Source organism: Chryseolinea lacunae, assembly GCF_016735595.1.
Lineage (GTDB): Bacteria > Bacteroidota > Bacteroidia > Cytophagales > Cyclobacteriaceae > Chryseolinea > Chryseolinea lacunae.
Genome location: NZ_JAERRB010000005.1, coordinates 352,685 through 376,472, shown reverse-complemented (window position 1 = coordinate 376,472; position 23,788 = coordinate 352,685). Strand labels below are relative to the sequence as shown.

The following is a 23,788-nucleotide window of genomic DNA, read 5'->3' as shown; positions in this document are numbered from 1 at the left end:
TGTGCCTAGCGCGATTTCCAATCTTTGAAGATAAAACGAAGCCCGTCAAAATACGCCACCACGGGAGAGGTCATGTGAGTTTCGGCGGGGTAGTATTTGTATTGGTGGGAGAGACCTTTTGGTGCGTGTTCTGTGAGCAGTGCATCGAACTTGAGCAGGTTGGTGTGGTAGGTGCTGTTGTCGGCCACACCTTCGCTGGCGTCGCTATAGAAAATGGTTTTAGTGAGTGTGGTTCCGGGCTTCAGGGTTTTGTCGGCAAGTTTCAGCACATAATCGTTGTCCCACCAGAACGAAGGACTGACGGCGATGTAGGCGTCGAACAGATTCGGCTGGGTGAGCAGGCAATGCACCGATGCAAGTCCGCCAAACGAATGGCCGGCAAATATGGAGAAGGGTTGTGTTTTGTAGTGTGTGTTGACGTAGGGCATGAGCTCATCGCGGATGAATTGCAGGAACGCCTTGTTGCCGCCGCTGGGTTTCATCCACGAGACAGCCGCCGTGTCGGGCTTTCCAAAATAGTTGGTGATGCTTTCGGTCGGCGTGAGGTCGCGTGTGCGTTTTGTGTTCACAATGCCCACCACAATCATGGGCGGAATGGCTTCCACATCCCAGCGCCCCAGGTAGTCGGCATACTGCGCCAGCATATCGAAATGACTTTCGCCATCCATAAGATAAAGCACCGGAAAACGTTTGTTCAGGTTCGATGAATCCCGCTTGGGAACGTGAATGAAAATCTGACGATCTTCTTTCAATATTTTTGACGCGAGCGTGACGACCTCGCTGGGTGTGGATTTGTAGGGAGCAGTGTGTTGAGCAACGGTGCTGAGAACGTGAGTGAAAAACAGTGCGGCAACAAGAAGATAACGTGCGGTCATTGTGCGTTGGATTGAAACACCAAGATACAAATTCGTCTGGTCGGGCAGCAAACGAAGTTGGCAGCTCCAAATATCCGGGAAACTCATCTGATCTCAAAGGTGCATAGAGACACACCATCGTTCACCGAAAAACTGATCTTTGTCACCTTCAAACACGATTTTAATCAGGAATTTCATTCCACCGGAAGCTTAGGTTGCGCCATGCAAACTGAAAACCCGGCTCGTTCAAAATCCACACCGCTGTATTACATTCAACTGGTGGTGTATGCCGGCGTGATTCTGTATGTGGGCAGAGACCTTTTCATCCCCGTAAGCTTCGCGTTGCTCATCAGTTTTATTCTGTATCCTGTTTGCCAGTGGCTGGAAACAAAGGGTTTTGGTCGGGCCACCGCCATCGCGATTTCGCTTTCGTTGCTGTTGGTGTTCGGCATCCTGCTCATGGTGTTGCTGGCAAGTCAGTTCATTTCGTTTCTCAACGAATGGCCGTCGTTGCAGGCCAAGTTTCAGCAGGCGTTGGCCGATGTGCGTTACCTGCTTGACGAAGGTCTTGGTATTGGGCCGGAACAACAAAAAAATATTATAGGCAAACTCTCGGCACAGTCGGGAAGCAATTTGTTCCGCGTCATTCAGAGTACGGTCACGGCCTCGGCGTTTTCGCTTTTGTTGCTGGTGTTGATTCCGGTATATGCCGTGCTCATCCTGTACTACCGTCGCTATTGGATGGACGTGTTGGCGCGCATCTTCCCAGCACAACAGCGCGAGCATTTGGTGAAGATCATTTCCTTGTCTATCGGCACCTACTATAATTTTGTGAAGGGCATGGTGATCGTGTATTTGATTGTGGGCACGCTCAACAGCATCGGGTTGTTGCTGCTGGGCATACCACACGCCATCTTGTTCGGTTTCATCGCGGCCATACTCACCATAGTTCCTTATGTGGGCATCGTTGCCGGTTCGCTGTTGCCCATGGCCATGGCCTGGATCACCTTCGATTCAATCTGGTACCCGCTGGGTGTGGTCGGTATCTTCACCCTGGTGCAATACCTCGAAGCCAACATCATATTTCCCATCGCCGTGAGCAGTCGCCTCAACGTGAACACGCTGGTGATGCTCCTCGTCATCTTTGCCGGTGGCATGCTTTGGGGCATGGCTGGCATGATCCTTTTTGTTCCCTTCGCCGGCATCGCCAAACTCATTGCCGACCAAAACCCCGCCTGGAAAACCATCTCCATGATCCTTGGCACAAACACACCACCAAACAAATGAGTTGTTGGTGGGGGAGTTTTGATTTTTTGAATTATTTCCATAACTACGTAATCCAATCACCCTCATCAACATTTGAAGCGTTTCCTTTCCATTGTCCTGTTAAGCGTGTTCCTATTCAACGTGATAGGATACCACCCCATGTTCTGGGCGTTGCGCTATCAGGCACGAATGGAAATGGCCCAGCGCCTCGACAGCGAAACCTACACCGCCGACGAAACCATCACCATCAAAGTTCCGCTCGCCGTTCCCTACAACACCTTCAACCCCGACTATGAGCGCGCGACGGGCACGTTCGAACACCACGGCGAATTCTTCACGCTGGTGAAACAAAAACTAGCGATGGACACCCTGTATGTTGTCTGCATCAAAGACCACAAGGAACGCCAGCTTCACGCCGCCATGACCGACTTCATCAAACTTTCGTGCGACATTCCGTCGGCGTCACAAAAGACATTAAAATTGCTGAGTGGTCTTATCAAAGACTACTTGCCCGCATCACCTTCGCTGCCGACGTCACAGCACCATAGCGTGGCGATGTTGTTCGGCACCGTGATCCACACAAACCTGTCAACTCGCGACCTGCCTGTGTTGACACCACCTCCTGACCTTCTCGCCTGAGCAAACGCATCGGCGAACGCCGCTCGTTAACATTTCTGAACGATGATACAAATGTGTTCGATGTTCAGCGTTTTGCATTTCTTTCCTGATACTCATGTTTGCAGAGATATATGCCGGCTTTGTTGCTGGATATGTTCATGCAGTCTATGAAGATCATTCATGTCGTCGCACATTTCTCTATACAAATTATTGAACAACCAAAACATCATACCCTTATGGCACACATTCAATTGCTCAACGACCAGCTTCCCGGCATCGTAGGTTTGCTGGACTACAGAAAAGAAACCGGTCAACCCCTCAGCGCGTTGGCGGAAATATTGTTGCGTGGCGAGTCCACGCTCACCAGCGGCGAGCGCGAAATGATAGCGTCGTATGTTTCTTATAAAAACGATTGTCATTTCTGTCACTCATCGCACGGTGCAGCGGCAGCGGCCCACCTGAACAAAGACGCCAACTTCATCGACGACATCAAACTGGGTTTTGTGAAGACCCAGGTGTCGCCCAAGCTGCGCACATTGCTCAACATTGCCGCGCATGTTCAGCAAGGAGGAAAGAAAGTAACGGAAGCTGACATTGCCGCGGCCCGCAGCGAAGGCGCCACCGATCGCGAGATTCACGACACCGTGCTGATCGCCGCCGCCTTCTGCATGTATAACCGCTACGTGGATGGACTCGGAACCTGGGCGCCACCCAACAACGAAGCCTATATGCCCATGGGCGAAAAGCTGGCCAAGCAAGGCTATATGTCGTTCTAGTTTTTTATAACGCCTTATCCACAACATCATGAAAATACCAACCGAACCCATCGGCAGCGTGCCACGGCCGGCCTATCTTGTTCAGGCGCTTGGCGCGTTTTCGAAAGGAGAGATAAACGTCCAGGAACTGTCGCGGCTCACCGACAAGGCACTGGCCGAAACCATTCAGCTGTTCGAGCAAACAGGCTCGCCCGTCATCAGCGACGGTGAGCAGTCGAAGCCAAGCTTTGTTACCTATCCCATCTCGGGCATGAAAGAGCTTGCGCCGGGAGGCGTGGTGATTCCGTTTGCCGATGGCCACACACGTCAGCTTCCAAAGCTCACGGCCGGTGCGTTTCGCTATCAGCAATATGCCAACAGCTATCTCGACAAAGCGAAAACACTCACCAAACTTCCCGTGAAGCAGGCGGTGATCTCGGCGTCGGCCATCAGCCTGCTCTATCCGCAGGAGGGCATTGCCGGCTACACGCGCGAACAGTTTATCGCCGACCTGGTGAACGAAGCTGAAGCCGACATCCGGAAGTGTTTGAACAATGGCGCCTACAATGTTCAGATCGATTTCACAGAAGCGCGTCTGGCCATCAAGCTCGATCCGTCCAAAGGGTTGCTCAAGATGTTTATTGATCTTAACAACCAGGTGCTCGACCGTTTCACAGCAGATGAACGCAAGCGACTGGGTGTGCACTCATGCCCTGGGGGCGATCACGATTCAACACACAGTGCCGACGTGCCCTATGGCGATTTGCTTCCCCTGCTGTTCGAACTGCACGCCACAAATTTCTATCTGGAATATGCAGGCGAAAAAGACAAGGCCGGCGTGCTGGCCGCCATCAAAAAATCGTTGAAGCCCGGACAACGTGTGTTCCTGGGAGTGACCGACGTGCTGAACCCACGCGTGGAAACACCCGAAGAAATATGCAACCTTATTGTAGACGCCGCCAAAGTGATTCCCGCCGACCAGCTGGGCACCTGCGACGATTGTGGCTTCTCACCCTTTGCCGACGACGTGTCGACCGCGCGCGAGATTGCCTTCGCCAAAATCAAGGCACGCATAGAAGGCACCGCGCTGGCCGAAAAGAAACTTGCATAACGAACATAAGCCAAACAACAAACACCGATGCCGCACATACCCCTTGACGAAAAACTGCCGGGCATCACCGGCATTCTCAATTTCCGAACCGACACCGCGCTACCCATCCGCGAGCTAACCCAAACCCTGCTGCGCGGACCATCGACGCTCACTGAAGGCGAGCGCGAACTGATCGCCACGGTGGTGTCGCACGGCAACGAATGCAAGTTCTGCACCGCGGCCCACACCGCCGCCGCCGACATTTTGCTGGGCGAAAAGGAAACCGCCGAAAAAGTGAAACACGATCCAGACCACGCCCCCGTGAGCCCGAAGATGAAGACACTGCTGGCCATTGCCCGTGCCGTGCAGGTGAGTGGAAAGAACGTGACCATCCAAATGGTCGACAACGCAAAAGCTGCTGGCGCCACAGACCTGGAGATTCACGACACCGTGTTGATCGCCGCGCTGTTCTCGCTATACAACCGCCTCGTAGACGGCTTCGCCAGTGTGACACCGGCCGAGCCTGCGTTCTATGAAAGGCTTGCGGTGATTTTGAAAGACAAAGGCTATTTGCCTTCGGAGAATCGGTATGCGGGATTGAAGGGGTGACGCCATTGATATGCCCATGTTGGTGGGACACCAACATGGGCATATTTTGAAATGGTGTCCACCAACAAATGCATTAATACACGATTGTTTTTGATGGGAAACGATATGATATTAGTCCGGAGTTTGTTGTAAAAAATCGTTGTAAATAAATGAAGGACCGGATCAAAGTTGCAGGCGTTATCACCTATGATGGACATAGCAGGCCGTGTTCCGGCACGATTAACATTCTGAACATGTCTGATAAGCAGATGTATGCGAGTTGGCAAATGGCGCACGAGGGCGGTGACGCTATCGCAGGTGTTGCCCGGAATTATTTTGTTGGAGACAAGACGCATACTGAGGACGAGTTGTTTGCAAAAGTGATAGCGGATATTGTGAACTATCGGATTTTGCGCAAGCGTGTTTTTTCGGCCGTGACCATATTAGATCTATGATGATTTTTGAACCACGCATAAAGGCGGTGTTATGGTTGATCGCTTGCCTCTTCCTGTCAGGCTGTGGACGATCGACAAAGGAGAATCGGACGCGGGCTCCTATCGATGCGAACCCTCACACCGAAGTGCACCTTCTCACTGATGTGAACCTTGAAGAACTTAAGACGCTAGACATTCCCCTGGGCAAACCGCAGCCAGGCGATTGGCTTGATGTGCAAGCGGAGCCGGGGCAACCCTTCGAAACCTACATCAAGTCCAACCCCGTTTCTACCAACGCGCGCCAGAACAAAATCTACTTGCAGCCCTGGGGAACATTCACGGCCACGCAAGAGGCAATGCTGGAACACACGGCTGACTATCTCACGATTTTCTTCGGCCTTGAAACCGTGATGCTGCCGACAAAAAGCGACGACAACATTCCCGCCACTGCCCAACGGCAACTATACGGAGGACGGCGTCAATTGCTCACCACCTATCTGCTCGACATTCTTCAGGACAACATTCCCGACGACGCCATTGTGGTGATGGCCATTACCTCGGCCGATCTCTATCCCAGCAACGACTTTAACTTTGTTTTTGGCCAGGCCCGATTGAAAAAACGCGTGGGCGTTTCGTCCATCTACAGACTTGAGTCGGAGGACCCGCACGTGGGCCTGATGCGCCTCATCAAAACAGGTTCGCACGAAATAGCGCACATGTTCTCATGCCAGCACTGCACCTATGCCCGGTGTGTCATGAACGGATCGAACAGTTTGCCTGAGTCAGACTTCCGCCCCAACCGCCTGTGCTACGATTGTCATCGGAAGTTGTTTTGGAATCTGGGCTTTGATGTGAAGCGTCGAGTTGCGAACCTGAACAACTTCTTTGTGAGGCATGAATTGAAAAGTGACTATGACGTTGCGTCGAGGGACTCGAAGGCGTTGGGATTTTGAATGATGGCGGGGATGCGAATGTGCGGCCATGGCGGTAAGACACCAGCCATGGCGTGTTTCAGTTTGTGTGATTATTTTTTGAAGCCCACGTAGATGGTTTCACCTTTCACCAGTCCGAACTTTTGGCGTACGGTTTCGTCGAGGGTGTTCACGAACTCGTCGGCGAGGGGGGTGAGGCCGGCGCGGGCAATGCGTTGGGTGTAGTCGTGGCCATATTTGCGCACGTGGTCGTCCTGGCCGAATATTTTTTCGCGTTCGCGTTTGTCGGTGATGGTGGCGTCTTCGAAGGTGACGTCGGGGATGGGGTTGAAGAAGGGGATTTGCATGATGGCAAAACCGCCGGGTTTGAGCACGCGGTGGATTTCGCTCATGGCTTTGATGTCGTCGGCCACGTGTTCGAGCACGTGATTGCAGAGCACGGCCGTGAATGTGTTTTCGGGAAAGGGAATGGCGTGAATGTCCATCTTCACTTTGGCGAGGGGCGACTCGATGTCGGCGGTGATGTATCGATCGCCGTGCACGTTCTCGAAGCGTTTGATGAAACACGCTTCGGGGGCGATGTGCAGCACATGGTGCGGGGCAGTGAAGAAGGTAGTCTTTTCGTTAAGATAGAGCCAGATGAGCCGGTGGCGTTCCAGCGAAAGGCAGCTGGGACACAGGGCGTTGGGTCGCGGGTTGATGCGGCCATAGGGAAGAAATTTTTTGAAACTTTTGCTGCATACGGGGCAGGTCACGGCCGATCCTGCATAGAACACGCTCACCACTTTGAGTCCCACGCCGCTGACGCGCTGAAGATATTTGCGGGGCACATGGCGGATGAGCCAGGAAATAATTTTTTTCATGCGGGGGCAAAGGTAAAAAAAGGTGCGAGAAAGTTTGCGGTGTCGCGGACGTCTGTGGGGACTTCGGCCAGGGATTGCAGCGAAAGCCCGTTCCGTTTCCGTTCCGTCCGCCAGTTGGCGGGCGGACGGAACGGAGGCCGCCAGAAAAGCATAGTCCTTTTGCACTTGCTACTTTGAAAAAGCCTCTAAACGGTGGCCATGGGAGGGATTTTGGGAAGGGTATAGAGATCTGCCCGCGGGTGGAAAAAAATACCGGGAAGGGGTAAAACTTTTTGGGGAGGGGTGCCATCTTTAGGGCATTGAACCTATTAGACTAGACCGTGGCCGAAACTTTACTGGACAGCGCAATGATGCACTCTGATACCCTGCTGACGCGCGCGAAGGAGGGAGATCAGAACGCCCAGGGCAAACTGGTGCAGTTGTGGTATAAGCGGATCTACAACTTCAGCTACAAGTTTTTCCTGGATCACGACATGGCCATGGAGGTGTCGCAGAAAACGTTCATATCCATGTGCCGCAATCTGGCCGGCCTGCAGGACAACGCCCGGTTCAAGTCTTGGCTCTATAAGATTGCCGTGAACTATTGCCGCGAAGAAGCCCGGAAGAAGAAAGGAAACCGCTCCCTTTCGTTCGACTCGGTGTGGAACCGCGAAGCCGAAGAATCGCCAGCCTGGGAAGGATCCTCCCAACGCCTCGACAACCCCGAACGACAACTGCAACAAGCCGAGCTGGCCGACGTGCTGCAACAAGCGCTGGGCGAACTGAGCGACGAACAACGCGAAGTGGTGATCATGAAAGAATATGAAGGGCTGAAGTTCAGAGAAATTGCAGACGTGCTGAACCTCTCTGAAAACACGGTGAAGTCGCGTATGTATTATGGCCTTGACGGCCTTCGAAAAATTTTGGAACGGAAAAATATTGGTAAAGATACCTTAGGCTATGAGCTATAAACCCACAGAACACGACCTGATGGCTTACCTCTATGGTGAGCTGGAAGGCGACGAGCGCGCTGCCCTGGAGCAATATCTGCTGGAGCATGCCGACGCCCGATTGGAGCTGGAGAAACTGCAAGGCCTGCGCCGCACACTGGCACAGGTGAAAGACAAGGAAGTGATTGCCCCTCCCATTTTTGTGGGCGACCGCCAGCAGCACTACTTCTGGCACACGCCCTATTTCAAAACCATTGTGAGCATTGCGGCATCGCTGCTCATTGTGATGCTGGTGGGCAAGCTGGCGGGCTTGAACATCCGCTATCAGCAAAATGAATTGAAGATCAGTTTCAATGGCGGTGCACCTGAAACCGTGCCGGTCGCTCCCGCTACAGCCCCTCCGACAATAGCCTCGGCCCCCACGCTCACCCAGCAGCAGGTGCAGGACATGATCAACACCTCGGTGCAGCAAAACAACGCGGCGTTGCAGGCGAGCCTGTCGGCCACGGAACAAAAGCTGAATGCTTCCATTCGTCAGAGCCTCGCGCTCAACTCGGGCCAGGTCGACAACCTGGTGAAGCAGGCGTCGTCGGCCTCGCAGCAACAGGTGCGCGACTTTGTGGCCTCGCTGCAAACCGAAAATGCCAAGCTGGTGAAAAGCTATTTTCAACTGAGCGCCAACGAACAGAAACAGTATGTGGAAGGCCTGCTGGTGGACTTTGCCAAATATTTGCAGCAACAACGCAACGACGATTTACAGATTGTGAAGACGCAGATCAACAGCCTGCAACAAAACACAGACTTGTTCAAACAGGAAACCGAACAGATCTTGACCAGCATCATCACCACGGTGGGCACGGGCAAGAACACGAGCAAGCAGAATTTAAATTGAACGACAACAACCTCGAAACGAGAACGACATCATGATACAGAAAACGAGAAACAGAATAGCCTTGGCAATGATGACCGTCATGCTGATGCTGGCCACCACGCCGGCGACCATGGCCCAGAAATTTGACGAACAGCGCATGACACGCGACATTGCCGTGGGCGAAAACGTGCTGAGCACACTCATTAAACAACAATTCAACAACCAGCGCACGTTTTTTCAACTGGAAGTGAACGGCAGCTACCAGGAAGGCTACGGCGTGACGTTCACTTTGCCTGCCGACTTCACCACGCCCATCGCGTTTATGAATACGGATATGAATAACCGCGCGATGACCATCTACGGAAACAACGGTGCCGACGTGCAGGTGTTTGGTGACGATTTTGGTATTCGCGGAGAAGACAATGATGAAAATGCCGCCAACACGGCCGACAACAGAATCCGTCTGGAAGACAAAGCCACCAAAAAGAACAACGCCGATATGGACAGCATCCGCGATGCCTACAACGACAAAGTGATTGAAGCTTCGAAGACGTTCATTCTCGACTATGGCGACATGATTGCACAACTTGCGCCCACCGAACGCGTGGTGGTATCGAACCAGGGCAACTCGCCGCGCATGTGGGTGAACCAGTTCTTTAACGCCCCCAATCGCACACACCTTTCGGTGGAAGCCACAAAAGCCGACATCACGGCCTATCGCACCGGCAAGCTTACCCGCGAGCAGGCGCTGGCAAAAATGAAAGTGGTGAACACCGAGACGGTAGAAGAAGTGGCACCCGATCTTGAACTGCTGTCGAGCATCTTCAGCCGCCTCTATAGCCCCGACCTGTCGAAGACCTATTTCACACAAGACAATGTGTACTTCGAACGTCTCAAAGACTTTGGTGTGATCTTCTACATGCAAGCCTACAGCGGCATTGAACGCGAACGCGACTCGCACCGCTACATCATGCCCACCCAAGGCCTGAACGACGTGGACCAGGAAACACGCGACAAAAAAGCAAAAGAAATTTATCCCAAGTTTGAGCAGGAACTGAAAGACAACATTCTGGAATACGGCCGCACACTGAAGAGCCTGAAAGACGAAGAAGTGCTGGTATTCCAGGTGAAGGTGACGCGCTGCAACAAATGCAACATCCCCTCATCGCTCGAATATTCGCTGAAGGCCTCGGTGCTGAAAGACTTCAACGCCGGGAAGATTGACCGCAATGCGGCGATGAGCAAGTTCAATGTGAAGAAAGGCGCAAATCAGTAAGCGCTAAAATCGGCTATAGCCGAAAGAGATCACCCCGCAGCGTTGTTGTGGGGTGATTTTTTTTGTGATGGAGTGGAAGCAGGAAATCCTACACCGACTTCAGCAACTCCGAACGATACTTCGTCAACACGTTTGACTTCGATACAAAGCCGAGGTATTGTTTGTTGTCGAGCACGGGGAGGTTCCACTGGTTGGTGTCGTCGAATTTTTTGAGCACGCTGTGGAGGTTTTCGTTGGTGCGGATCACGGCGGCGGGTCTGGTCATGAGGTCTTTCATGAGGGTGCCGCTGTGTTTCTCGGGACTGAAGATGATGCTGCGCACGTGGTCCATGTGAATGAGCCCTTGCAACTCGTTGTGTTCGTCAACCACAGGAAACGTGTTCCGGTTTGACGTGGAAATCACTTTGATGAGCGACGGCAGGGTGTCGTCGGGCTTCACGGTCGAGAAGTTGGTTTCGATGAGGGTACTGAGGTCGAGTTTGCTCAGTAGAAATTTGTCGCGGTTCTCTACGGTGGTGTCAAGCATGGTGCCGAGTTTCTTGGCCTCCATCGACAAAGGTTCGAAATAGTGCACCACGGTGATGCTGAGGGCGGCCACGATCATGAGGGGAATCATGAGGCCATAGCCCCCGGTGATTTCGGCAATGAGAAAGATGGCCGTGAGGGGCGCATAGAACACGCCGCTGAGAATGCCCGCCATGCCCACCAGCGCAAAGTTCACTTCCGGAATGTGCACAAACCCCATCAGGTTCACCACGCGCGCAAAGATGTAGCCCATGTAGGCACCCACAAAAAGTGAAGGACCAAAGCTGCCGCCATTGCCACCGCTGCCAATGGTGATGGCCGCGGCAATAGTTTTCAGAAACATGAGCGCAGCAAGAAAAAGCAGAATGGCACCGTCGCTGTGAATGAACTTCTGCAGCAAACTGGCGTTCACCAGCTCGGAGGGGCGAAGGGAGGCCAGCACCTTGATGGACTCGTAGCCTTCGCCAAATAGCGGCGGAAAAAAGATCAGCAGAAGAAACAGCAACACACCGCCGATGATCACGCGTGTCCAGCGATTGGCAACCGATTTCATTTTCACATCCACCCAGGTGAACATGCGTGCATAATAGAGCGAGATCAGGCCCGCCAGAACACCCAGCACCACATAGTGCGGCACGTTGTGATAGTTGAAAGGCTGCTGCAACGAGAACGAAAGCACAACACCTTGCTTCAGGATTATTTTAGACAGCAACGCGCCACACGCTGCCGAAATGATGAGCGGAATAAACGCCGCGGCGCTCACGTCGGTGAGCAACACTTCCACGGCAAACAGCACGCCCGCGATGGGCGAGTTGAACGCCGCCGCAATGCCCGCCGCCGAGCCACACGCCAGCAGAATGGTGCGGTCTTTATACGACAGGTTATACATGCGGCCATAGTTTGAACCAATGGCCGACCCCGTGCTCACCATGGGCGACTCCAGCCCTGTTGACCCTCCGAAACCAACGGTGAGCGCACTGGTGACCAGATGCGAATACATTTGCTGCGACTCGATGGTGCTGGACTTCTTCACAATGGTGTAGACAATTTCGGCGCTGCCCTTCTTGAATTTTCCTTTCAGAAAATAGCGCACATAGGCCACCGTGAGCAGGATGCCCACCAGGGGGAACACGGCAAACAAAAAGAAGCGCTCATAGTAATTGGAGTAGAACGTGACAAACGACTCGATGGAGTGCACAAAATATTTCAACACCACCGCCGCCAAACCCGACGTAAGCCCCACCAGGATACTCGACAAAACAAAAAACTGCCGCTGCGACAGCGTATCGTGAAGGTAGAGAATGGGCTTGCTGACGAAGGTGTGTATCTTATGAATCATTCCGGAGACTTGAGGGTGTAATCATGTAAGAATAGCAAAATCACAGGCATTTATGAAACGCCCGCGAATGAAAGAAACGCCGAAAGCACCGGTTGGTTCGTTGATTCCCCGTAGAAGTTGCAGAGACTGCGCAGTGCCGCGAAGAGGAATTGTGTCGATAGGGGTGTGGAGAGTTGTGGAGATAACTACCCAACGAACAACAGCAAAACGCTGAATTTCAACTGAAATCGAGTGGCGGGTGAATTGCAGGGGTTATAGCAAACAAACAAATTATGAAGACTTTAGGAATAGTTGTACTTGCCCTCGGCCTCATCATGACGATTTTCACCGGATTCAACATTGTCACCAAAAAGAAGGTTGTCGATCTCGGTCCGGTTGAAATCAACAAGGAGGAAAAGACACCGGTCTATTGGTCACCTATCACGGGCGGCATCCTGGCTGCGGCCGGCCTCATCATTCTGGTGGCAGGCAAAAAGAAAATCTAGAAAACGAAAAACCATTTCAAACCATCATTAACAATCAAACCACTATGATACCTGACAAAGTACTTTACACCGATGGCCGCGGCATCACGGTCACCGACTCAACCTTCCAGGTGAAGAACATGTCTTACAGACTGAACGGCATCACCAAGCACGGACTTTCCACGCTGGCTCCCGAGCGCTTACCCGGCATTTTGTTGGTGGGCATGGGCATCCTGATAGGCCTGTTTGGCTTGCTGAAACTCATCCCGTCCACCATGATCGAAGACGTCCAGATTAACGGCACGTTTTATACGGCCAACTACCTGGCCCTTTGGATCGGCGCAGGACTGTTGTTGTTCGGCCTCATTGTGATGGCCATTGTTCGTGAACGTTATGCCGTTCGCATTGCCACAGCCGAAGGAGAGAAAAACGCCGTAGTAAGCAACAAAAAAGAATACATAGCCCAGATTGTCAATGCCCTCAACGAAGCGTTTCACCGCGAGCACGTGCACACGGTTTATACCAGTAACACTGTCGATGTGCGTTAGCCGTTGAACATTTCTTTCTCGAAAAATACCCGTCTCTTGGCGGGTATTTTTTTGGCATTACACTCACCCCATTAGTTTAGTCTATCGTAGTGCTAAGCCTTGATTCTTGACGTCGTAGCATAGTCTGCGTTTCGCGACTATGTGGCGGCGTTCACAGCAAGACCAAATGTTTAAAAAAAACAGAAAGTCGCTCGATAGAAAACCGACCTTCAAACACAGAAGACATTGATGAGTTTTTTTTCGCACATTTCCACAACCCGTTCCACACCACCCAACTTTATCATAGCATGTTCCATCAGGGCCTGAGTCGACCTTCGGCCTGGCAAGGGCACGCGCGGGTCGGGTCAAGCCCTGATGGAACATGCTGAGGGAAGTGTCAGTTTAAGCGATGGATTTTGGCAACCGATACGTGAATGAAATACGACTTTCAAACACACACGTCATACCAACCGAATCCAATTAACACTAACCACTAACCACTAACTACTCAACACCACAATCCGCGTAGGATGACTAAGCCGAAAATCTTTCCTCCGTTTGTCTATACCGGCACTTCGGTTCAGATAACCTTTGGTATATTCTTTTACACGTGCTTCAAACGATACTTTCGCACCTTCCGTGAGGCGCGCATCTTGAAATCCTTTAGTGAAGCTGAACCAGACATGGTCGGCCACCACCTTTTGTGTGTCAACGTCCACAACATCTTTCAGCAAAATAGTTTCTTCGGAATATCCGGTGTAGCCGGCCTTCTTACCAAGACGGACAAACGTGGCGGTGAATTTTTTGCGGTCGCCGGCTTGCTTCGCTAGTTCTTTTCTCATCGGCGTTCGGTTAATGTGTACGTTCCCAGCAAGGGGAAATGGTCGGAGAGTGTCACGGTGTTGAGGGTGTTGAAGGTTGTGGGTGTGAGACCGGGTGAATAGAATTGGTTGTCGATGCGCAGCGTGCGTAGTGTGCTGCCGTTGTAGGTGAAGCCAAAGCCGCGTCCTGCTTCTTCGAAGGTGTTGTGCAGTTGTTTCTTTAGGGCCTGATAGGGAAATGCATAAGGAAGATCGTTGAAGTCGCCGGTGCACACCACGCGGTGAGGTGAAGCGCGAATAAAGCTAGTGAGCCTTTTGATTTGCCGGTTGCGCTCGTTCATGCCGGCTTCGAGCTGGTTCAGGATGAGACCCACCTTGGCCACGGCCGAACCGATGCTCCAGGCCTTTGCAGGATTGTATTGACGCAGGCCCATCGATTCCAGGTGGAGGCTGATGATGCGCACGGTGTCGTGTTGCACCAGCACGTCGGCATAGGCAATGCGGTTGAAGCCGTTTTCGCTGGCGGCCACATCGCCGCTTTTCACAATCGGAAAGCGCGAGGCGATGAGTACGCCCACGGTGGGTTCGTTTGGTTTTTTTCGGTCGGTTGAAAGATAACAGTGATAACCTTTGTCGGTCAGCAGCTTCAGCATGTCGAAGTTTTGTTCGCCGTTAAAGGTCATGAACTCCTGGTAGCATTGAATGTCGGCATCCTGGTTTAGTATCCAGTATTTCATTTGAAAGGCCAGCGTGGGAGGTGTATAGAACGCCCAGCTTTGCACATACGGAAAACCGGTGAGCGACACGTTGTAGTTCAGAACTGAAAATTGTTTGGAGGAGGAGATCTTCGTATGCACCAAATGTTTCATGCCTACCGTGCTTATGATGTAGGGCAGGGCCAGCCCCAGCGAAGCAAGATAGTAGACACCCGATTTTTTGCGCCGCACCGCCATCACCAACAGCAGTATGATGGTGAGCATCAACGCCAGCGGAATGAGATATGGCACCAGCCACAAATAATTTCCCTCCGTGGGCTCCACCCTTCCCAGGGCAAACACGATGGCTAACAGCAAGGCTGTGAAGAAATTAAAATAGGTCACGCGATTGCCCGGATTTTATCAGGCAATTTAGCAGGATAATGCGGGTTTGGGATGAGCCACGACTCTAAATTTCTGTGCTGGCCCTAGCCAGGGTTGTAGCTGTACCAATAGAACACCGCCACACTATTTGCGATGAGCAGCCCGATCAGCCATGCATCCATTTTCTGTTTAGTGTGTCTAACATACATGAAAATACCAACGCAACACAGCAGCAGCATGACACTGAGGATGAAACCCACCAGAACGGCATCTTCGTCAATGATCGTGTCAATGCCAATGGCTGCATACTTTGTTGGATAGGGCCTCACGATGATGTTCACAAAAAGTGTGAGCAGTACTAGAATGCTGTAGAGGACTAGTCTTGTGGGGGATACTCTAAATTTCATAGAACTCGGTTCGTTTGGGCCCAGCCCTTGCAAGTATTGATCTACGCTGTCTTACTACGTCAGATTCTTCGAAAGCTGGCCGGCAAGCTTGCCCAGCACGGCACTCCAATGCGCTTTCATTTCTTCGCGCGCCGCTTCGTCGGGTAATCCGTCGTGGTGAAAGCTGAGGGTTGAGCTTTTTGCGCCGGCCACCACCCGCACTTGCAAGGTGGAAGGCGAAATCCATTTGTCGGGATGCCAGCGCAGGCGCAGGTGAGAACCGGGAGTGAACACCACCAGTTCGGCGCGCAGTCCTTTTTTCACCGTGCGCGGTTTTGTATCGTCCGGGGCGATGGCTTTGCCAAGCCATATCTTCATGGCTTCCGGAGAAATGAGGAAGTCCCACGCGGCGTCTTTAGTCAATGGCAATGCGCGGCGCACGCCGATCTGAAATCCACTGGCAGCGGTTTGTCCTGTGATCCGTTTTCCCTTGGCCTCACGAAACCCCAACGCAATCTTCTGCCGCCACCAGGGCGACGCAACTGTGGCGGGAAGAAGCTTCACCAGCTCGCGCTGCACAAGGCTATCGGCATTCTTTCGTGCCAGATAGTGAATCCAATAGGCCCACCCCTTGCCCGTGGCGCCCTTCACCGATTCGTTCGAAACGCCGGCCAGTTCGTAGATTTCTTTTTGCTTCGCCATACACGTTGAGTTTAGTATCCACAAAAGAAACCTGCCGGGGTGACAACAGAATGGCAGTAGGTTCGGAAAATGGTCTTGAGTATTTAGTCCTTAGTCCTGAGTATTGAGTCGTTAGTATTGAGTTTGTATTTACTCAATACTAACGACTCAGGACTAAAGACTAAATCACTGTTGGTGAAAGCTCACACTCACAAACTTCAGCACATCCGGCAGCGCTGTCCGCCAATAGGTCCAATTGTGCATACCTTCGCGCACGCGGAACTCGTGTGGTATTTTCTTGTCGATCATGACGCTGTGCAGGGCCATGTTTCCTTTAATCAGAAAATCCTTATCGCCGCAGTCGATGTAGTAGCGCACCTTTTTCAATTCGTCGGCATTGCCGGTCTCGATAATTTTGAGTGGCGAGTTTTTGTAATAGTGTTCCGTTAAACGACTCTTGCCGGTGAGATCTTTCTTTCCATACAAATCGCCCATCACGTCTTTCCACATGCGCTCGTCGCCGTTGGCAATTTCATCGTCAGTGAAGACACCGGAACTCAGGGGCGCCGCCGACGAAAACAGTTCGGGATGTTTGGTAGACATGATGAGTGTGCCATAGCCACCCATGGACAAACCGGCAATGGCGCGGTATTGTTTCACCGGGCGCGTGCGATAGTTCGCGTCGATGAAGGGTATAAATTCCTTGATAAAAAAATCTTCATATTTCACTTTGCCGTCGAAGCTGTTGATGTACCAGCTCACGCCCGCGTCGGGCATTACAATGATCATGGGTGCAATTTCGCCTTGCAGTTTGTCGGCGATGATCTGGGCTTCGCCAAATTGCGACCACCCCGTTTCGTCGTCGGAGTAGCCGTGCAGCAGGTAGAGCACGGGATACTGCCGGTTTGATTTGTCGTAGTCCGCCGGAAGATAGATGCTGTATTCAACATCTTTTCCAAGCGTGGCGCTTTTCACTTTCAGGCTTTCTTTCAGGAGTCCGTTTTGCGCCTGGGTTGCCAGGGCCGCAAACAGCAGGAGAAGGGATAAGATTTTTTTCATGTGATGATAAAAGTTAGGTATTAACGTCGGCCATGGTTGATTGGGAGTATGGCAATCATCACAATGTATTTAAAATAACAATACCACGGTAGCGATAAATGACAGCGGGCTAAAAACGAAAGTGCCCACGCGGCAGGAGAGCCCTTGCCGTGTGGGCTGAAGAAGCCGGACCGAAGAGGTCCCCGGGAGGAGTGAGAAGGAGCCCGTCCGGAGGGAACGGCCCCGCTACTTCCTTTCTAGTGCGTTGTCAACAAATACGACTATGAAAACAACTCACCAAAGTTTTTTATGCGCCTACTCTTTGATGCGTTTGCCACGCCGATCGAACCGGTAGGTTTTGGTCATGTCGCCGTCTTTCATTTCAATACGATACACGTCGCCCGATTTGCTTTTGAATAGGCTGGCATCTTCCCAGCCGTTATATTCATTGCCCTTCAGTGCCAGTTGCACGGCAGCGGGTATGTCGGCCGCTTTCACACGGATCATGTCTTTGGTGTAGCCTTGGTCCTGCACCAGCTTCGGTGCAACAACCTGAGGATTGCCCTCGCGCACATTCGAAAGGGTGTCGGGCTCAACCTGGGCCTGCGCGGTCATGCTCACCAGGAACATGCCAGCCAGGAAGATAAAGATGTTTTTCATGACGCACTGTGGGTTAGGTGTAGTATACTTTGATAAAGTGAACTCACAAATTCATGCCAGATCGTGTGCGCGAACATTTCACCACGATTGCCGTGGCACTGCACGTCAGAAAGAAGAATTTAACAAAAGTGCGTTGTGGAGGTTTTCAGTATTCTGTAGCGAATTGATGAAGAAATTCCACAACACGTGCGACGCCGATCGGGCTATTTGCTAGGCGACGGGCGTGGTGCGCGTTGGTTGAAACGTGGGTATGAACAACGGCTTGCTTCGTTTTGCCGAACGTTGTTCGAAGGCATAGGCAATGGCAATAAGCGCTGGCTCCGCGAAGGCCGTGCTGAAAAAATTCAGCCCCACCGGCAACCCTGCCACAAGCCCCATGGGCACGGTGATGTGTGGATAGCCCGCGCGCGCCGCCGTGCTGTAGGCACCATAACCATTAAACGCGTCGCCGTTCACCAGGTCGGTGCACCACGAAGGGCCGTTGGCTGGCCCGCAAATGGCATCGAGTTTATTGTCGCGCAGCGCCGTGTCGATGGCTGTCCGCGATAACGTGAGCGTCTTCTTCAGTGCATCTTTGTATTCAGCACTTTCCAGGTCGCCCTTGGCTTCGGAAAGCTCCAGGATTTCCTGTTTGAAAAACGGCATGGCCTGCGCCTCATGCGCGAGGTTGAAGGCGATAAGCTCCTTCAGGGTTTTCACTTTGCCATGTGCGCCCGACAAATAGAGATTGAGACCGTGTTTGAATTCATACTTCAGCACATCAAAGCCTGCGCCGCCAAGATCGTTCATCTTCGAGCGCACATCCACTTCCACAATGGTGGCACCGGCGGCTTTCATGGTTTCGATAGCTTCGCGAAACAACGCGTCCACGCCTTCGTGTTCTTTCAGTAAGGTTTGTTCCACGCCGATGCGTTTTCCGTTGAGGCCGTTGCTGTCGAGGAAGGTGGTGTAGTCGCGATGGGTTTTTCCTTCGCTGGCACTGGTGGCCGGATCGTGCGGGTCCACGCCGCAGAGGGCGCCCAGCAGCATTGCAGCGTCTTTCACCGTGCGTGCCATGGGGCCGGCGGTGTCTTGGGTGTGCGAAATAGGAATGATGCCCGCGCGGCTCAGCAGCCCTACCGTTGGTTTGATACCCACCACGCCGTTCAGCAACGCGGGGCATGCAATGGACCCGTTTGTTTCCGTGCCAATGGCCACGGCACAAAGGTTGGCGGCCACGGCTGTGCCCGAGCCGGAACTGGAACCACAGGGATTGCGATCGAGCACATAGGGATTTTTGGTTTGTCCTCCGCGACTGCTCCACCCGCTGCTCGACCGCGTGGACCGGAAGTTGGCCCACTCGCTTAAATTTGTTTTGCCCAGAATCACGGCGCCTGCGTCGCGCAAGCGGCCAATGATGAATGCGTCGGTTGCGGCCAGGTTTCCTTCCAGGGCAATCGAGCCGGCCGTGGTCATCATCTTGTCGCCGGTGTCGATGTTGTCTTTCACCACCACGGGAATGCCGTGCAGCGGGCCGCGCACGCGACCATTCTTGCGCTCGGTGTCAAGTGCATCGGCCAATGCCAGGGCATCGGGGTTCACTTCAATAATGGCGTTGAGCGCCGGCCCATTCTTGTCGATGGCGTCGATGCGTTTCAGATACAACTCCACGATGGCGCGCGAGGTATATTCTCCGCTTTGCATCTTTTGTTGCAAAACGTCGAGGGTTACTTCGTCGAGTGCAAACGCATCGTTGGCGTCGGGTGGCGCGGGAGCAATAACATCATTTTTAATGACGCCGCGGCGGCAGGCTTCAAGCAACAAGGTCGGCAGCGTTATTCCCGCCAGGGTGCCGGTTCTCAGAAAGTGTCTTCTTTTCATAGGGGAGTTTGTTCGCGAACTTTTTTCGCTGCGTCTTCGAACAGCGCATCCAACGCCTTTCGGTCGAGCAGTTTTCCTTTCAGCATCACAGCGTCGATGCTTCGCGTGGCCTGGATGTCGAGCAGCGGATTTTGGTTCAGGATGAGCATGTCGGCGAATTTGCCGGGCACCACTTCGCCATAGCGTGGCTTCTGCAAAAACGCGGGGCCGTGAAGTATGGCGGTCTGCAATGCTTCAAGCGGGGTGAGCCCGGCTTCGGTGAAAAGTTTCAGTTCCTCGTGCAAGGCCAGGCCGGGATAGTCGAACGAATTCAGATAGCCGGCATCGGTTCCGGCCATGATGGTGACACCCGCCCGTTGCAGCAAGGGCAAAAGTGTTTTTGTCTTTTCGTAAATTTTATGACGTGTGTCAATGGCTTTTGCATCGTCTTTGGCGGCACGCTCCACGCGCCAATCGTAGGTTTTCTTCAGGCCCTTGCCAATGTATTTCAGGTAGTCGTCGTGTTGGTGATCGGTCTGATCGAGGTAGGCAGTTTGATAGCTGATGTTCAGGGTTGGCACTACGGCCGTTCCGTTTGCGGCCATGTCGTTGTAGGCTTTGTTGGCCACTTGCTCGTCAAAAGAATCAAGCAACAGCGGCAGGGCTTCGCGGTAGGTGAGTTTTCCTGCGGCCACGGCGTCCGAAATTTTCTGTTCGTCGCGCGAGCCGGCTTTCAGGATATAGGTCATGTGCTCAACCGAACCCAGCCCGGCGGCCGACACTTGCTGCATGGTGAGGGCAAAGGGAATGTGTCCCGATGTTTTAAGGCCGCGTGTTTTGGCTGCTTTCAGAATTTCCAGGAACAACGCGGGGCGCAGCGTGTTGTCGGTGATTTTAACGAAGTCCACCTGCATGTGCTGGAGCGAATCCAGTGCCTTGTTCATGTCTTCGGTGTTGTCGATCTCCAGGTCGCCGATCCACATCGAGTTTATGCCTTCCAGTTTGGGCCCCGAGGTGAAGAGCGTTGGACCTTGCAGCGTGCCTGCGGCAATTTCTTTTCGCCACTGCAAAACGCTGGGGCTGATGTCGGCTGCGCAATCGCGCACGGCCGTGATGCCATTTGCCACATAGAGCGGCAACAGGTCTTTGTTCTCTTGTATCAACGTGTCGCCGCCACCAAAGTGCACGTGCATGTCCCACAGTCCCGGAATCACAAATTTGCCGGTCGCGTCCACCACATGGTGGGCTTCAAAAGAAACCCCGACAGAGTCATCTACCACGGCCACAATCGAGTCTCCCTTCACGGCAATGGTTTTGTTATAGTCGATCCGCCCGGTTTCCACCTGGATGATGGCGGCGGAACGGATAAGCACATCCACTTCGGTTTTGGATGGGCGTTGGCTGCACGAAAACAAAAGGGCAGGCACAATGCTCAGAAGAATCAGGTATCGCATAGTTCGTTCGGGAATGCGATACGAATATAAAGAATGAACCGCGAATGTAACATGCCCTCACGTTGCTTCGGCCAATGGCTTATTCGTTTCGCAAAGCATCTACGGGGTTGGCCATGCCAGCGCGCACACTCTTGTAGCCGATGGTGAACAGCATGATGGCCAGCGTAACCACGGCACCCAGGACAAACATCCACCACGAAAGCGAGATGCGATAGGCAAAGTCCTGGAGCCAGTGTTCCATGAGCCAGGCTGCGAGCGGCGCTGCCACGGCAAAGGCCACCAGCAACAGCACGATGAACTCGCGGCTAAACAACATCACAATCTGTCGCACCGAGGCGCCCAGCACTTTGCGGATGCCAACCTCCTTGGTTTTGCGAATGGCAATGAACGACAGTAGCCCATAGAGGCCCAGACAACCAATGCAGATGGTGAGCCCGGCAAACGATGTGAAGCCCTGAAACACGAGTTGCTGCAGGGCATACTTCCGAGCCAGGGCGTCGTCCAGAAACTCATACGAATAGATGCCTTCGGGATAGGTGCTCTTCCACGTGCGCTCCACAAACGAAACGGTTTCGGCCAGGTTTGCCTGGTCGGAAACTTTGATGCTGGTGAACTCCAGAAACGGTTGCCAGTTGATGAGCAGGCAGGGTGTGATCGCTTCCTGCAACGACTCGTTGTGAAAATCTTTCACCACACCCACCACAGTGCCTTCGCCTTCGTTGATGGTGAGGCGACGGCCCACAGCTTCTTCGGGAGTCCATCCCAAACCTTTCAGGAGGGTTTCGTTCACAATAAATTCGCTCAGGTTTTCCTCGACCTTTGTGAAATTTCTTCCGGCAAGCAGTTGAAGATTGTAGAAGGAGAGGTAGTTCGCGTCGGCGCCTTTCATTTCGGCTTCTTTGCCCTCTTCCACTGGCTGGGCGGGCAGGCGATAGCTGGTGCCGTAGCGATAGTCGTAGCTTGCCATGGGGCTGCTCGACGAGAAGGTGACATCGGCAACGGCCGGGTTAGACAACAACCGCTGACGGAAGGTTTCATGATCTTTGCCGTTGTGAATATAGGTGATGAGCACGGCGTCTTTGCTAAAGCCCAGATCCTTCTGCCGGAAGTAGTCCATTTGCGTGGCGGCCACAATGGTGGCGATGATGAACAACTGAACGATGGCAAACTGAAATACAATGAGCGACCGCCGCAGCGAAAGCCCGCGACTGTCGCGTCCCGAGAATTTACTTTTCAACGCTTCGATAGGGCGCAATGCCGACATCACCAGGGCCGGATAGAAACAGGCCAGCAACATCACCACCACACCAATGCCCAGCGCCCACAGCAACACGTTTGCGTCCATGGCCAGCTTCAGGTCAATGATGGCCAACGCCGTGTTGAGGTACCGCAGCACCCCTTGCGTGAGCGCGAGCGACACCAGCAGCGACAACACAATGAGCAGGCTGTGTTCGCGCAGGAATTGTTTCACCAACCCAAACCTGGAACTGCCCAGCACCTTGCGGATGCCCACTTCCTTGGCACGGTTGGCCGCCAGGGCCGTGGCCAGGTTGATGAAGTTGACACAGGCGATGAGGAGGATAAAAAAGCCGATGCCTGTGGCGGCGAAGATAAACTTTTGCGGCATGGTGTAGCCCTGCGGCCCGGCGCCATACAGCTCGTCGTTGTGGGCTTCGGTCAGTGGTTGTAGTGCATAGGAAATACGTTTGTCGTCTTCGGGCTTCAGGTATTTTTTCTTCCACGCGGCAATGCGCGTTTCAAGCGCGGCGGCCGATTGGCCGGGCTGCAAAACCACAAAGGTTGTGCCCTGGTAGTTGCCCGACCAGTTGCCACTGAAGTAGGGATTGTTGACTTTGAAAAACGCATACGGAATGAGCATCGTGTAGCGCAGGTTGCTGTTCATGGGCGCATCGGCCACAAGCCCTGTCACGGTGAGCTCGTCTTTGTTTTCGAGGAGGATGTGTTTGCCTAAAACAGATTCATGGCTTTTCATGGCGTCGCCAAAAAACTTGCGCGCCAGGGTTTCGGTGAGCACGGCAGAGTTGGGTTGGAGCAATGCGGTTTCCGGGTTGCCCGCGAGCCAGGCAATGTCGAACACTTTAGGATAGAACGGGTCCACCATCATCACGCGGTCTTCTTCATAGCGCGACACGTTGCCCTGTGCATCTTCAATCTTGAACAGGCGATGCAGCGGTCCGGCCGTTTGTGTCACGAGGGGAATTTCCTGGAAGTCGTTGCGCAGCGCTTCGGCCAGTGGATAGGCCGTGGTGTTCCAATGCAACGTGCCCTCGGGGTTTTTGAAATCTTCGACCACCCGGTAGGTTTGGGAGGCGTGTTTATGATAGGCATCGAAGCTCGTTTCATACTGCACAAACACCAGCAACGAAAGACAGCACGTGATGCCGATGGAAAGCCCCAGCACGTTGATGATGGTAAACGATTTGTGACGGACCAGATTGCGCCACGCGAGGGTAAGGGAATGAAGAGCCATGCGGTTTG

At 53.0% G+C, this 23,788-nt stretch carries 24 protein-coding genes; 12 read left to right on the top strand and 12 right to left on the bottom strand.

Annotated features, from left to right (window positions below; translation table 11 throughout):
- Positions 1-5 precede the first annotated feature (5 nt).
- A complete protein-coding gene (locus JI741_RS17175) occupies positions 6-875 on the bottom strand; it encodes an alpha/beta hydrolase (RefSeq protein ID WP_202011754.1) in 870 nt (289 codons plus the stop codon).
- A gap of 99 nt (positions 876-974) precedes the next feature.
- Here JI741_RS17175 and JI741_RS17170 point away from each other — a divergent pair, with 99 nt between their 5' ends.
- The 7 genes from JI741_RS17170 (at position 975) to JI741_RS32570 (ending at position 6,558) form a co-directional block, all read left to right on the top strand.
- Complete coding sequence (locus JI741_RS17170; RefSeq protein WP_369411814.1) at positions 975-2,141, top strand: AI-2E family transporter; 1,167 nt, start codon at positions 975-977, stop codon at positions 2,139-2,141.
- A 72-nt stretch (positions 2,142-2,213) separates the two neighbouring features.
- Entirely contained in the window at positions 2,214-2,759 is a 546-nt protein-coding gene (locus JI741_RS17165; RefSeq protein WP_202011752.1) for a hypothetical protein, read from the top strand.
- Between the two features lie 215 nt (positions 2,760-2,974).
- Positions 2,975-3,514 carry a carboxymuconolactone decarboxylase family protein gene (locus JI741_RS17160; RefSeq protein WP_202011750.1) on the top strand — a complete coding sequence of 180 codons (540 nt, stop codon included), beginning with the start codon at positions 2,975-2,977 and terminating at the stop codon, positions 3,512-3,514.
- A 28-nt stretch (positions 3,515-3,542) separates the two neighbouring features.
- On the top strand, positions 3,543-4,604 hold the full coding sequence (locus JI741_RS17155; protein WP_236676120.1) for a cobalamin-independent methionine synthase II family protein: 1,062 nt from the start codon (positions 3,543-3,545) through the stop codon (positions 4,602-4,604).
- A 27-nt stretch (positions 4,605-4,631) separates the two neighbouring features.
- Complete coding sequence (locus JI741_RS17150; RefSeq protein ID WP_202011747.1) at positions 4,632-5,192, top strand: carboxymuconolactone decarboxylase family protein; 561 nt, start codon at positions 4,632-4,634, stop codon at positions 5,190-5,192.
- 149 nt (positions 5,193-5,341) lie between these two features.
- Positions 5,342-5,626, top strand: a complete 285-nt coding sequence (locus JI741_RS17145) for a hypothetical protein (protein WP_202011745.1) — start codon at positions 5,342-5,344, stop codon at positions 5,624-5,626.
- 125 nt (positions 5,627-5,751) lie between these two features.
- Positions 5,752-6,558, top strand: a complete 807-nt coding sequence (locus tag JI741_RS32570; RefSeq protein ID WP_202011743.1) for an archaemetzincin — start codon at positions 5,752-5,754, stop codon at positions 6,556-6,558.
- A 71-nt stretch (positions 6,559-6,629) separates the two neighbouring features.
- Here the strand turns inward: JI741_RS32570 and JI741_RS17135 are convergent, their stop codons facing one another.
- Positions 6,630-7,400 carry a class I SAM-dependent methyltransferase gene (locus tag JI741_RS17135; RefSeq protein ID WP_202011741.1) on the bottom strand — a complete coding sequence of 257 codons (771 nt, stop codon included), beginning with the start codon at positions 7,398-7,400 and terminating at the stop codon, positions 6,630-6,632.
- 347 nt (positions 7,401-7,747) lie between these two features.
- Between JI741_RS17135 and JI741_RS17130 the strand changes: the two genes are divergently transcribed.
- From JI741_RS17130 to JI741_RS17120, 3 genes are read left to right on the top strand one after another with little or no spacing between them, the layout of a single operon-like run.
- Complete coding sequence (locus tag JI741_RS17130; RefSeq protein WP_202011739.1) at positions 7,748-8,350, top strand: RNA polymerase sigma factor; 603 nt, start codon at positions 7,748-7,750, stop codon at positions 8,348-8,350.
- Positions 8,340-9,221 (top strand): anti-sigma factor family protein, encoded by an 882-nt coding sequence (locus JI741_RS17125; RefSeq protein WP_202011737.1) that lies wholly within the window; start codon positions 8,340-8,342, stop codon positions 9,219-9,221. The genes JI741_RS17130 and JI741_RS17125 overlap by 11 nt, the downstream gene beginning before the upstream one ends.
- 31 nt (positions 9,222-9,252) lie before the next feature.
- Positions 9,253-10,476 carry a hypothetical protein gene (locus tag JI741_RS17120; protein WP_202011735.1) on the top strand — a complete coding sequence of 408 codons (1,224 nt, stop codon included), beginning with the start codon at positions 9,253-9,255 and terminating at the stop codon, positions 10,474-10,476.
- 88 nt (positions 10,477-10,564) lie between these two features.
- Here the strand turns inward: JI741_RS17120 and JI741_RS17115 are convergent, their stop codons facing one another.
- Positions 10,565-12,340, bottom strand: a complete 1,776-nt coding sequence (locus JI741_RS17115; protein WP_202011733.1) for a chloride channel protein — start codon at positions 12,338-12,340, stop codon at positions 10,565-10,567.
- A gap of 272 nt (positions 12,341-12,612) precedes the next feature.
- Between JI741_RS17115 and JI741_RS17110 the strand changes: the two genes are divergently transcribed.
- Together JI741_RS17110 and JI741_RS17105 are read left to right on the top strand one after the other, a co-directional pair.
- Positions 12,613-12,825, top strand: coding sequence for a hypothetical protein (locus JI741_RS17110; protein ID WP_202011726.1), 213 nt, complete (start codon positions 12,613-12,615; stop codon positions 12,823-12,825).
- 44 nt (positions 12,826-12,869) lie between these two features.
- Complete coding sequence (locus JI741_RS17105) at positions 12,870-13,352, top strand: DUF6232 family protein (protein ID WP_202011724.1); 483 nt, start codon at positions 12,870-12,872, stop codon at positions 13,350-13,352.
- A 479-nt stretch (positions 13,353-13,831) separates the two neighbouring features.
- Here JI741_RS17105 and JI741_RS17100 read toward each other — a convergent pair whose 3' ends face one another.
- The 9 genes from JI741_RS17100 to JI741_RS17060 all read right to left on the bottom strand — a co-directional run bounded on the left by JI741_RS17100 (position 13,832) and on the right by JI741_RS17060 (position 23,780).
- Entirely contained in the window at positions 13,832-14,173 is a 342-nt protein-coding gene (locus JI741_RS17100; protein ID WP_202011722.1) for a hypothetical protein, read from the bottom strand.
- Positions 14,170-15,252: an endonuclease/exonuclease/phosphatase family protein gene (locus JI741_RS32565; RefSeq protein ID WP_202011720.1), complete on the bottom strand. Its 1,083-nt coding sequence runs from the start codon at positions 15,250-15,252 to the stop codon at positions 14,170-14,172. The genes JI741_RS17100 and JI741_RS32565 overlap by 4 nt, the downstream gene beginning before the upstream one ends.
- An 83-nt stretch (positions 15,253-15,335) precedes the next feature.
- Complete coding sequence (locus JI741_RS17090) at positions 15,336-15,638, bottom strand: hypothetical protein (protein WP_202011718.1); 303 nt, start codon at positions 15,636-15,638, stop codon at positions 15,336-15,338.
- 54 nt (positions 15,639-15,692) lie between these two features.
- On the bottom strand, positions 15,693-16,319 hold the full coding sequence (locus JI741_RS17085) for an SRPBCC domain-containing protein (RefSeq protein WP_202011716.1): 627 nt from the start codon (positions 16,317-16,319) through the stop codon (positions 15,693-15,695).
- Between the two features lie 165 nt (positions 16,320-16,484).
- Positions 16,485-17,357 (bottom strand): alpha/beta hydrolase, encoded by an 873-nt coding sequence (locus JI741_RS17080; protein WP_202011714.1) that lies wholly within the window; start codon positions 17,355-17,357, stop codon positions 16,485-16,487.
- 294 nt (positions 17,358-17,651) lie between these two features.
- The gene (locus JI741_RS17075; protein ID WP_202011712.1) at positions 17,652-17,996 is read right to left on the bottom strand and encodes a hypothetical protein; all 345 of its coding nucleotides are present in this window, start codon (positions 17,994-17,996) and stop codon (positions 17,652-17,654) included.
- 210 nt (positions 17,997-18,206) lie between these two features.
- A complete protein-coding gene (locus JI741_RS17070) occupies positions 18,207-19,856 on the bottom strand; it encodes an amidase (RefSeq protein ID WP_202011710.1) in 1,650 nt (549 codons plus the stop codon).
- Positions 19,853-21,289, bottom strand: a complete 1,437-nt coding sequence (locus JI741_RS17065) for an amidohydrolase family protein (protein ID WP_202011708.1) — start codon at positions 21,287-21,289, stop codon at positions 19,853-19,855. Before JI741_RS17065 ends, JI741_RS17070 begins: the two co-directional genes overlap by 4 nt.
- 79 nt (positions 21,290-21,368) lie before the next feature.
- The gene (locus JI741_RS17060) at positions 21,369-23,780 is read right to left on the bottom strand and encodes an ABC transporter permease (RefSeq protein WP_202011706.1); all 2,412 of its coding nucleotides are present in this window, start codon (positions 23,778-23,780) and stop codon (positions 21,369-21,371) included.
- Positions 23,781-23,788: the final 8 nt, after the last annotated feature.

Bases quoted from the DNA above. Each gene is read 5' to 3' on its own strand.
- JI741_RS17175 (WP_202011754.1), bottom strand. From the start codon at position 875: ATGACCGCACGTTATCTTCTTGTTGCCGCACTGTTTTTCACTCACGTT.
- JI741_RS17160 (WP_202011750.1), top strand. From the start codon at position 2,975: ATGGCACACATTCAATTGCTCAACGACCAGCTTCCCGGCATCGTAGGT.
- JI741_RS17155 (WP_236676120.1), top strand. From the start codon at position 3,543: ATGAAAATACCAACCGAACCCATCGGCAGCGTGCCACGGCCGGCCTAT.
- JI741_RS17150 (WP_202011747.1), top strand. From the start codon at position 4,632: ATGCCGCACATACCCCTTGACGAAAAACTGCCGGGCATCACCGGCATT.
- JI741_RS17145 (WP_202011745.1), top strand. From the start codon at position 5,342: ATGAAGGACCGGATCAAAGTTGCAGGCGTTATCACCTATGATGGACAT.
- JI741_RS17135 (WP_202011741.1), bottom strand. From the start codon at position 7,400: ATGAAAAAAATTATTTCCTGGCTCATCCGCCATGTGCCCCGCAAATAT.
- JI741_RS17130 (WP_202011739.1), top strand. From the start codon at position 7,748: ATGATGCACTCTGATACCCTGCTGACGCGCGCGAAGGAGGGAGATCAG.
- JI741_RS17125 (WP_202011737.1), top strand. From the start codon at position 8,340: ATGAGCTATAAACCCACAGAACACGACCTGATGGCTTACCTCTATGGT.
- JI741_RS17120 (WP_202011735.1), top strand. From the start codon at position 9,253: ATGATACAGAAAACGAGAAACAGAATAGCCTTGGCAATGATGACCGTC.
- JI741_RS17115 (WP_202011733.1), bottom strand. From the start codon at position 12,340: ATGATTCATAAGATACACACCTTCGTCAGCAAGCCCATTCTCTACCTT.
- JI741_RS17110 (WP_202011726.1), top strand. From the start codon at position 12,613: ATGAAGACTTTAGGAATAGTTGTACTTGCCCTCGGCCTCATCATGACG.
- JI741_RS17105 (WP_202011724.1), top strand. From the start codon at position 12,870: ATGATACCTGACAAAGTACTTTACACCGATGGCCGCGGCATCACGGTC.
- JI741_RS17100 (WP_202011722.1), bottom strand. From the start codon at position 14,173: ATGAGAAAAGAACTAGCGAAGCAAGCCGGCGACCGCAAAAAATTCACC.
- JI741_RS17090 (WP_202011718.1), bottom strand. From the start codon at position 15,638: ATGAAATTTAGAGTATCCCCCACAAGACTAGTCCTCTACAGCATTCTA.
- JI741_RS17085 (WP_202011716.1), bottom strand. From the start codon at position 16,319: ATGGCGAAGCAAAAAGAAATCTACGAACTGGCCGGCGTTTCGAACGAA.
- JI741_RS17080 (WP_202011714.1), bottom strand. From the start codon at position 17,357: ATGAAAAAAATCTTATCCCTTCTCCTGCTGTTTGCGGCCCTGGCAACC.
- JI741_RS17075 (WP_202011712.1), bottom strand. From the start codon at position 17,996: ATGAAAAACATCTTTATCTTCCTGGCTGGCATGTTCCTGGTGAGCATG.
- JI741_RS17070 (WP_202011710.1), bottom strand. From the start codon at position 19,856: ATGAAAAGAAGACACTTTCTGAGAACCGGCACCCTGGCGGGAATAACG.
- JI741_RS17065 (WP_202011708.1), bottom strand. From the start codon at position 21,289: ATGCGATACCTGATTCTTCTGAGCATTGTGCCTGCCCTTTTGTTTTCG.
- JI741_RS17060 (WP_202011706.1), bottom strand. From the start codon at position 23,780: ATGGCTCTTCATTCCCTTACCCTCGCGTGGCGCAATCTGGTCCGTCAC.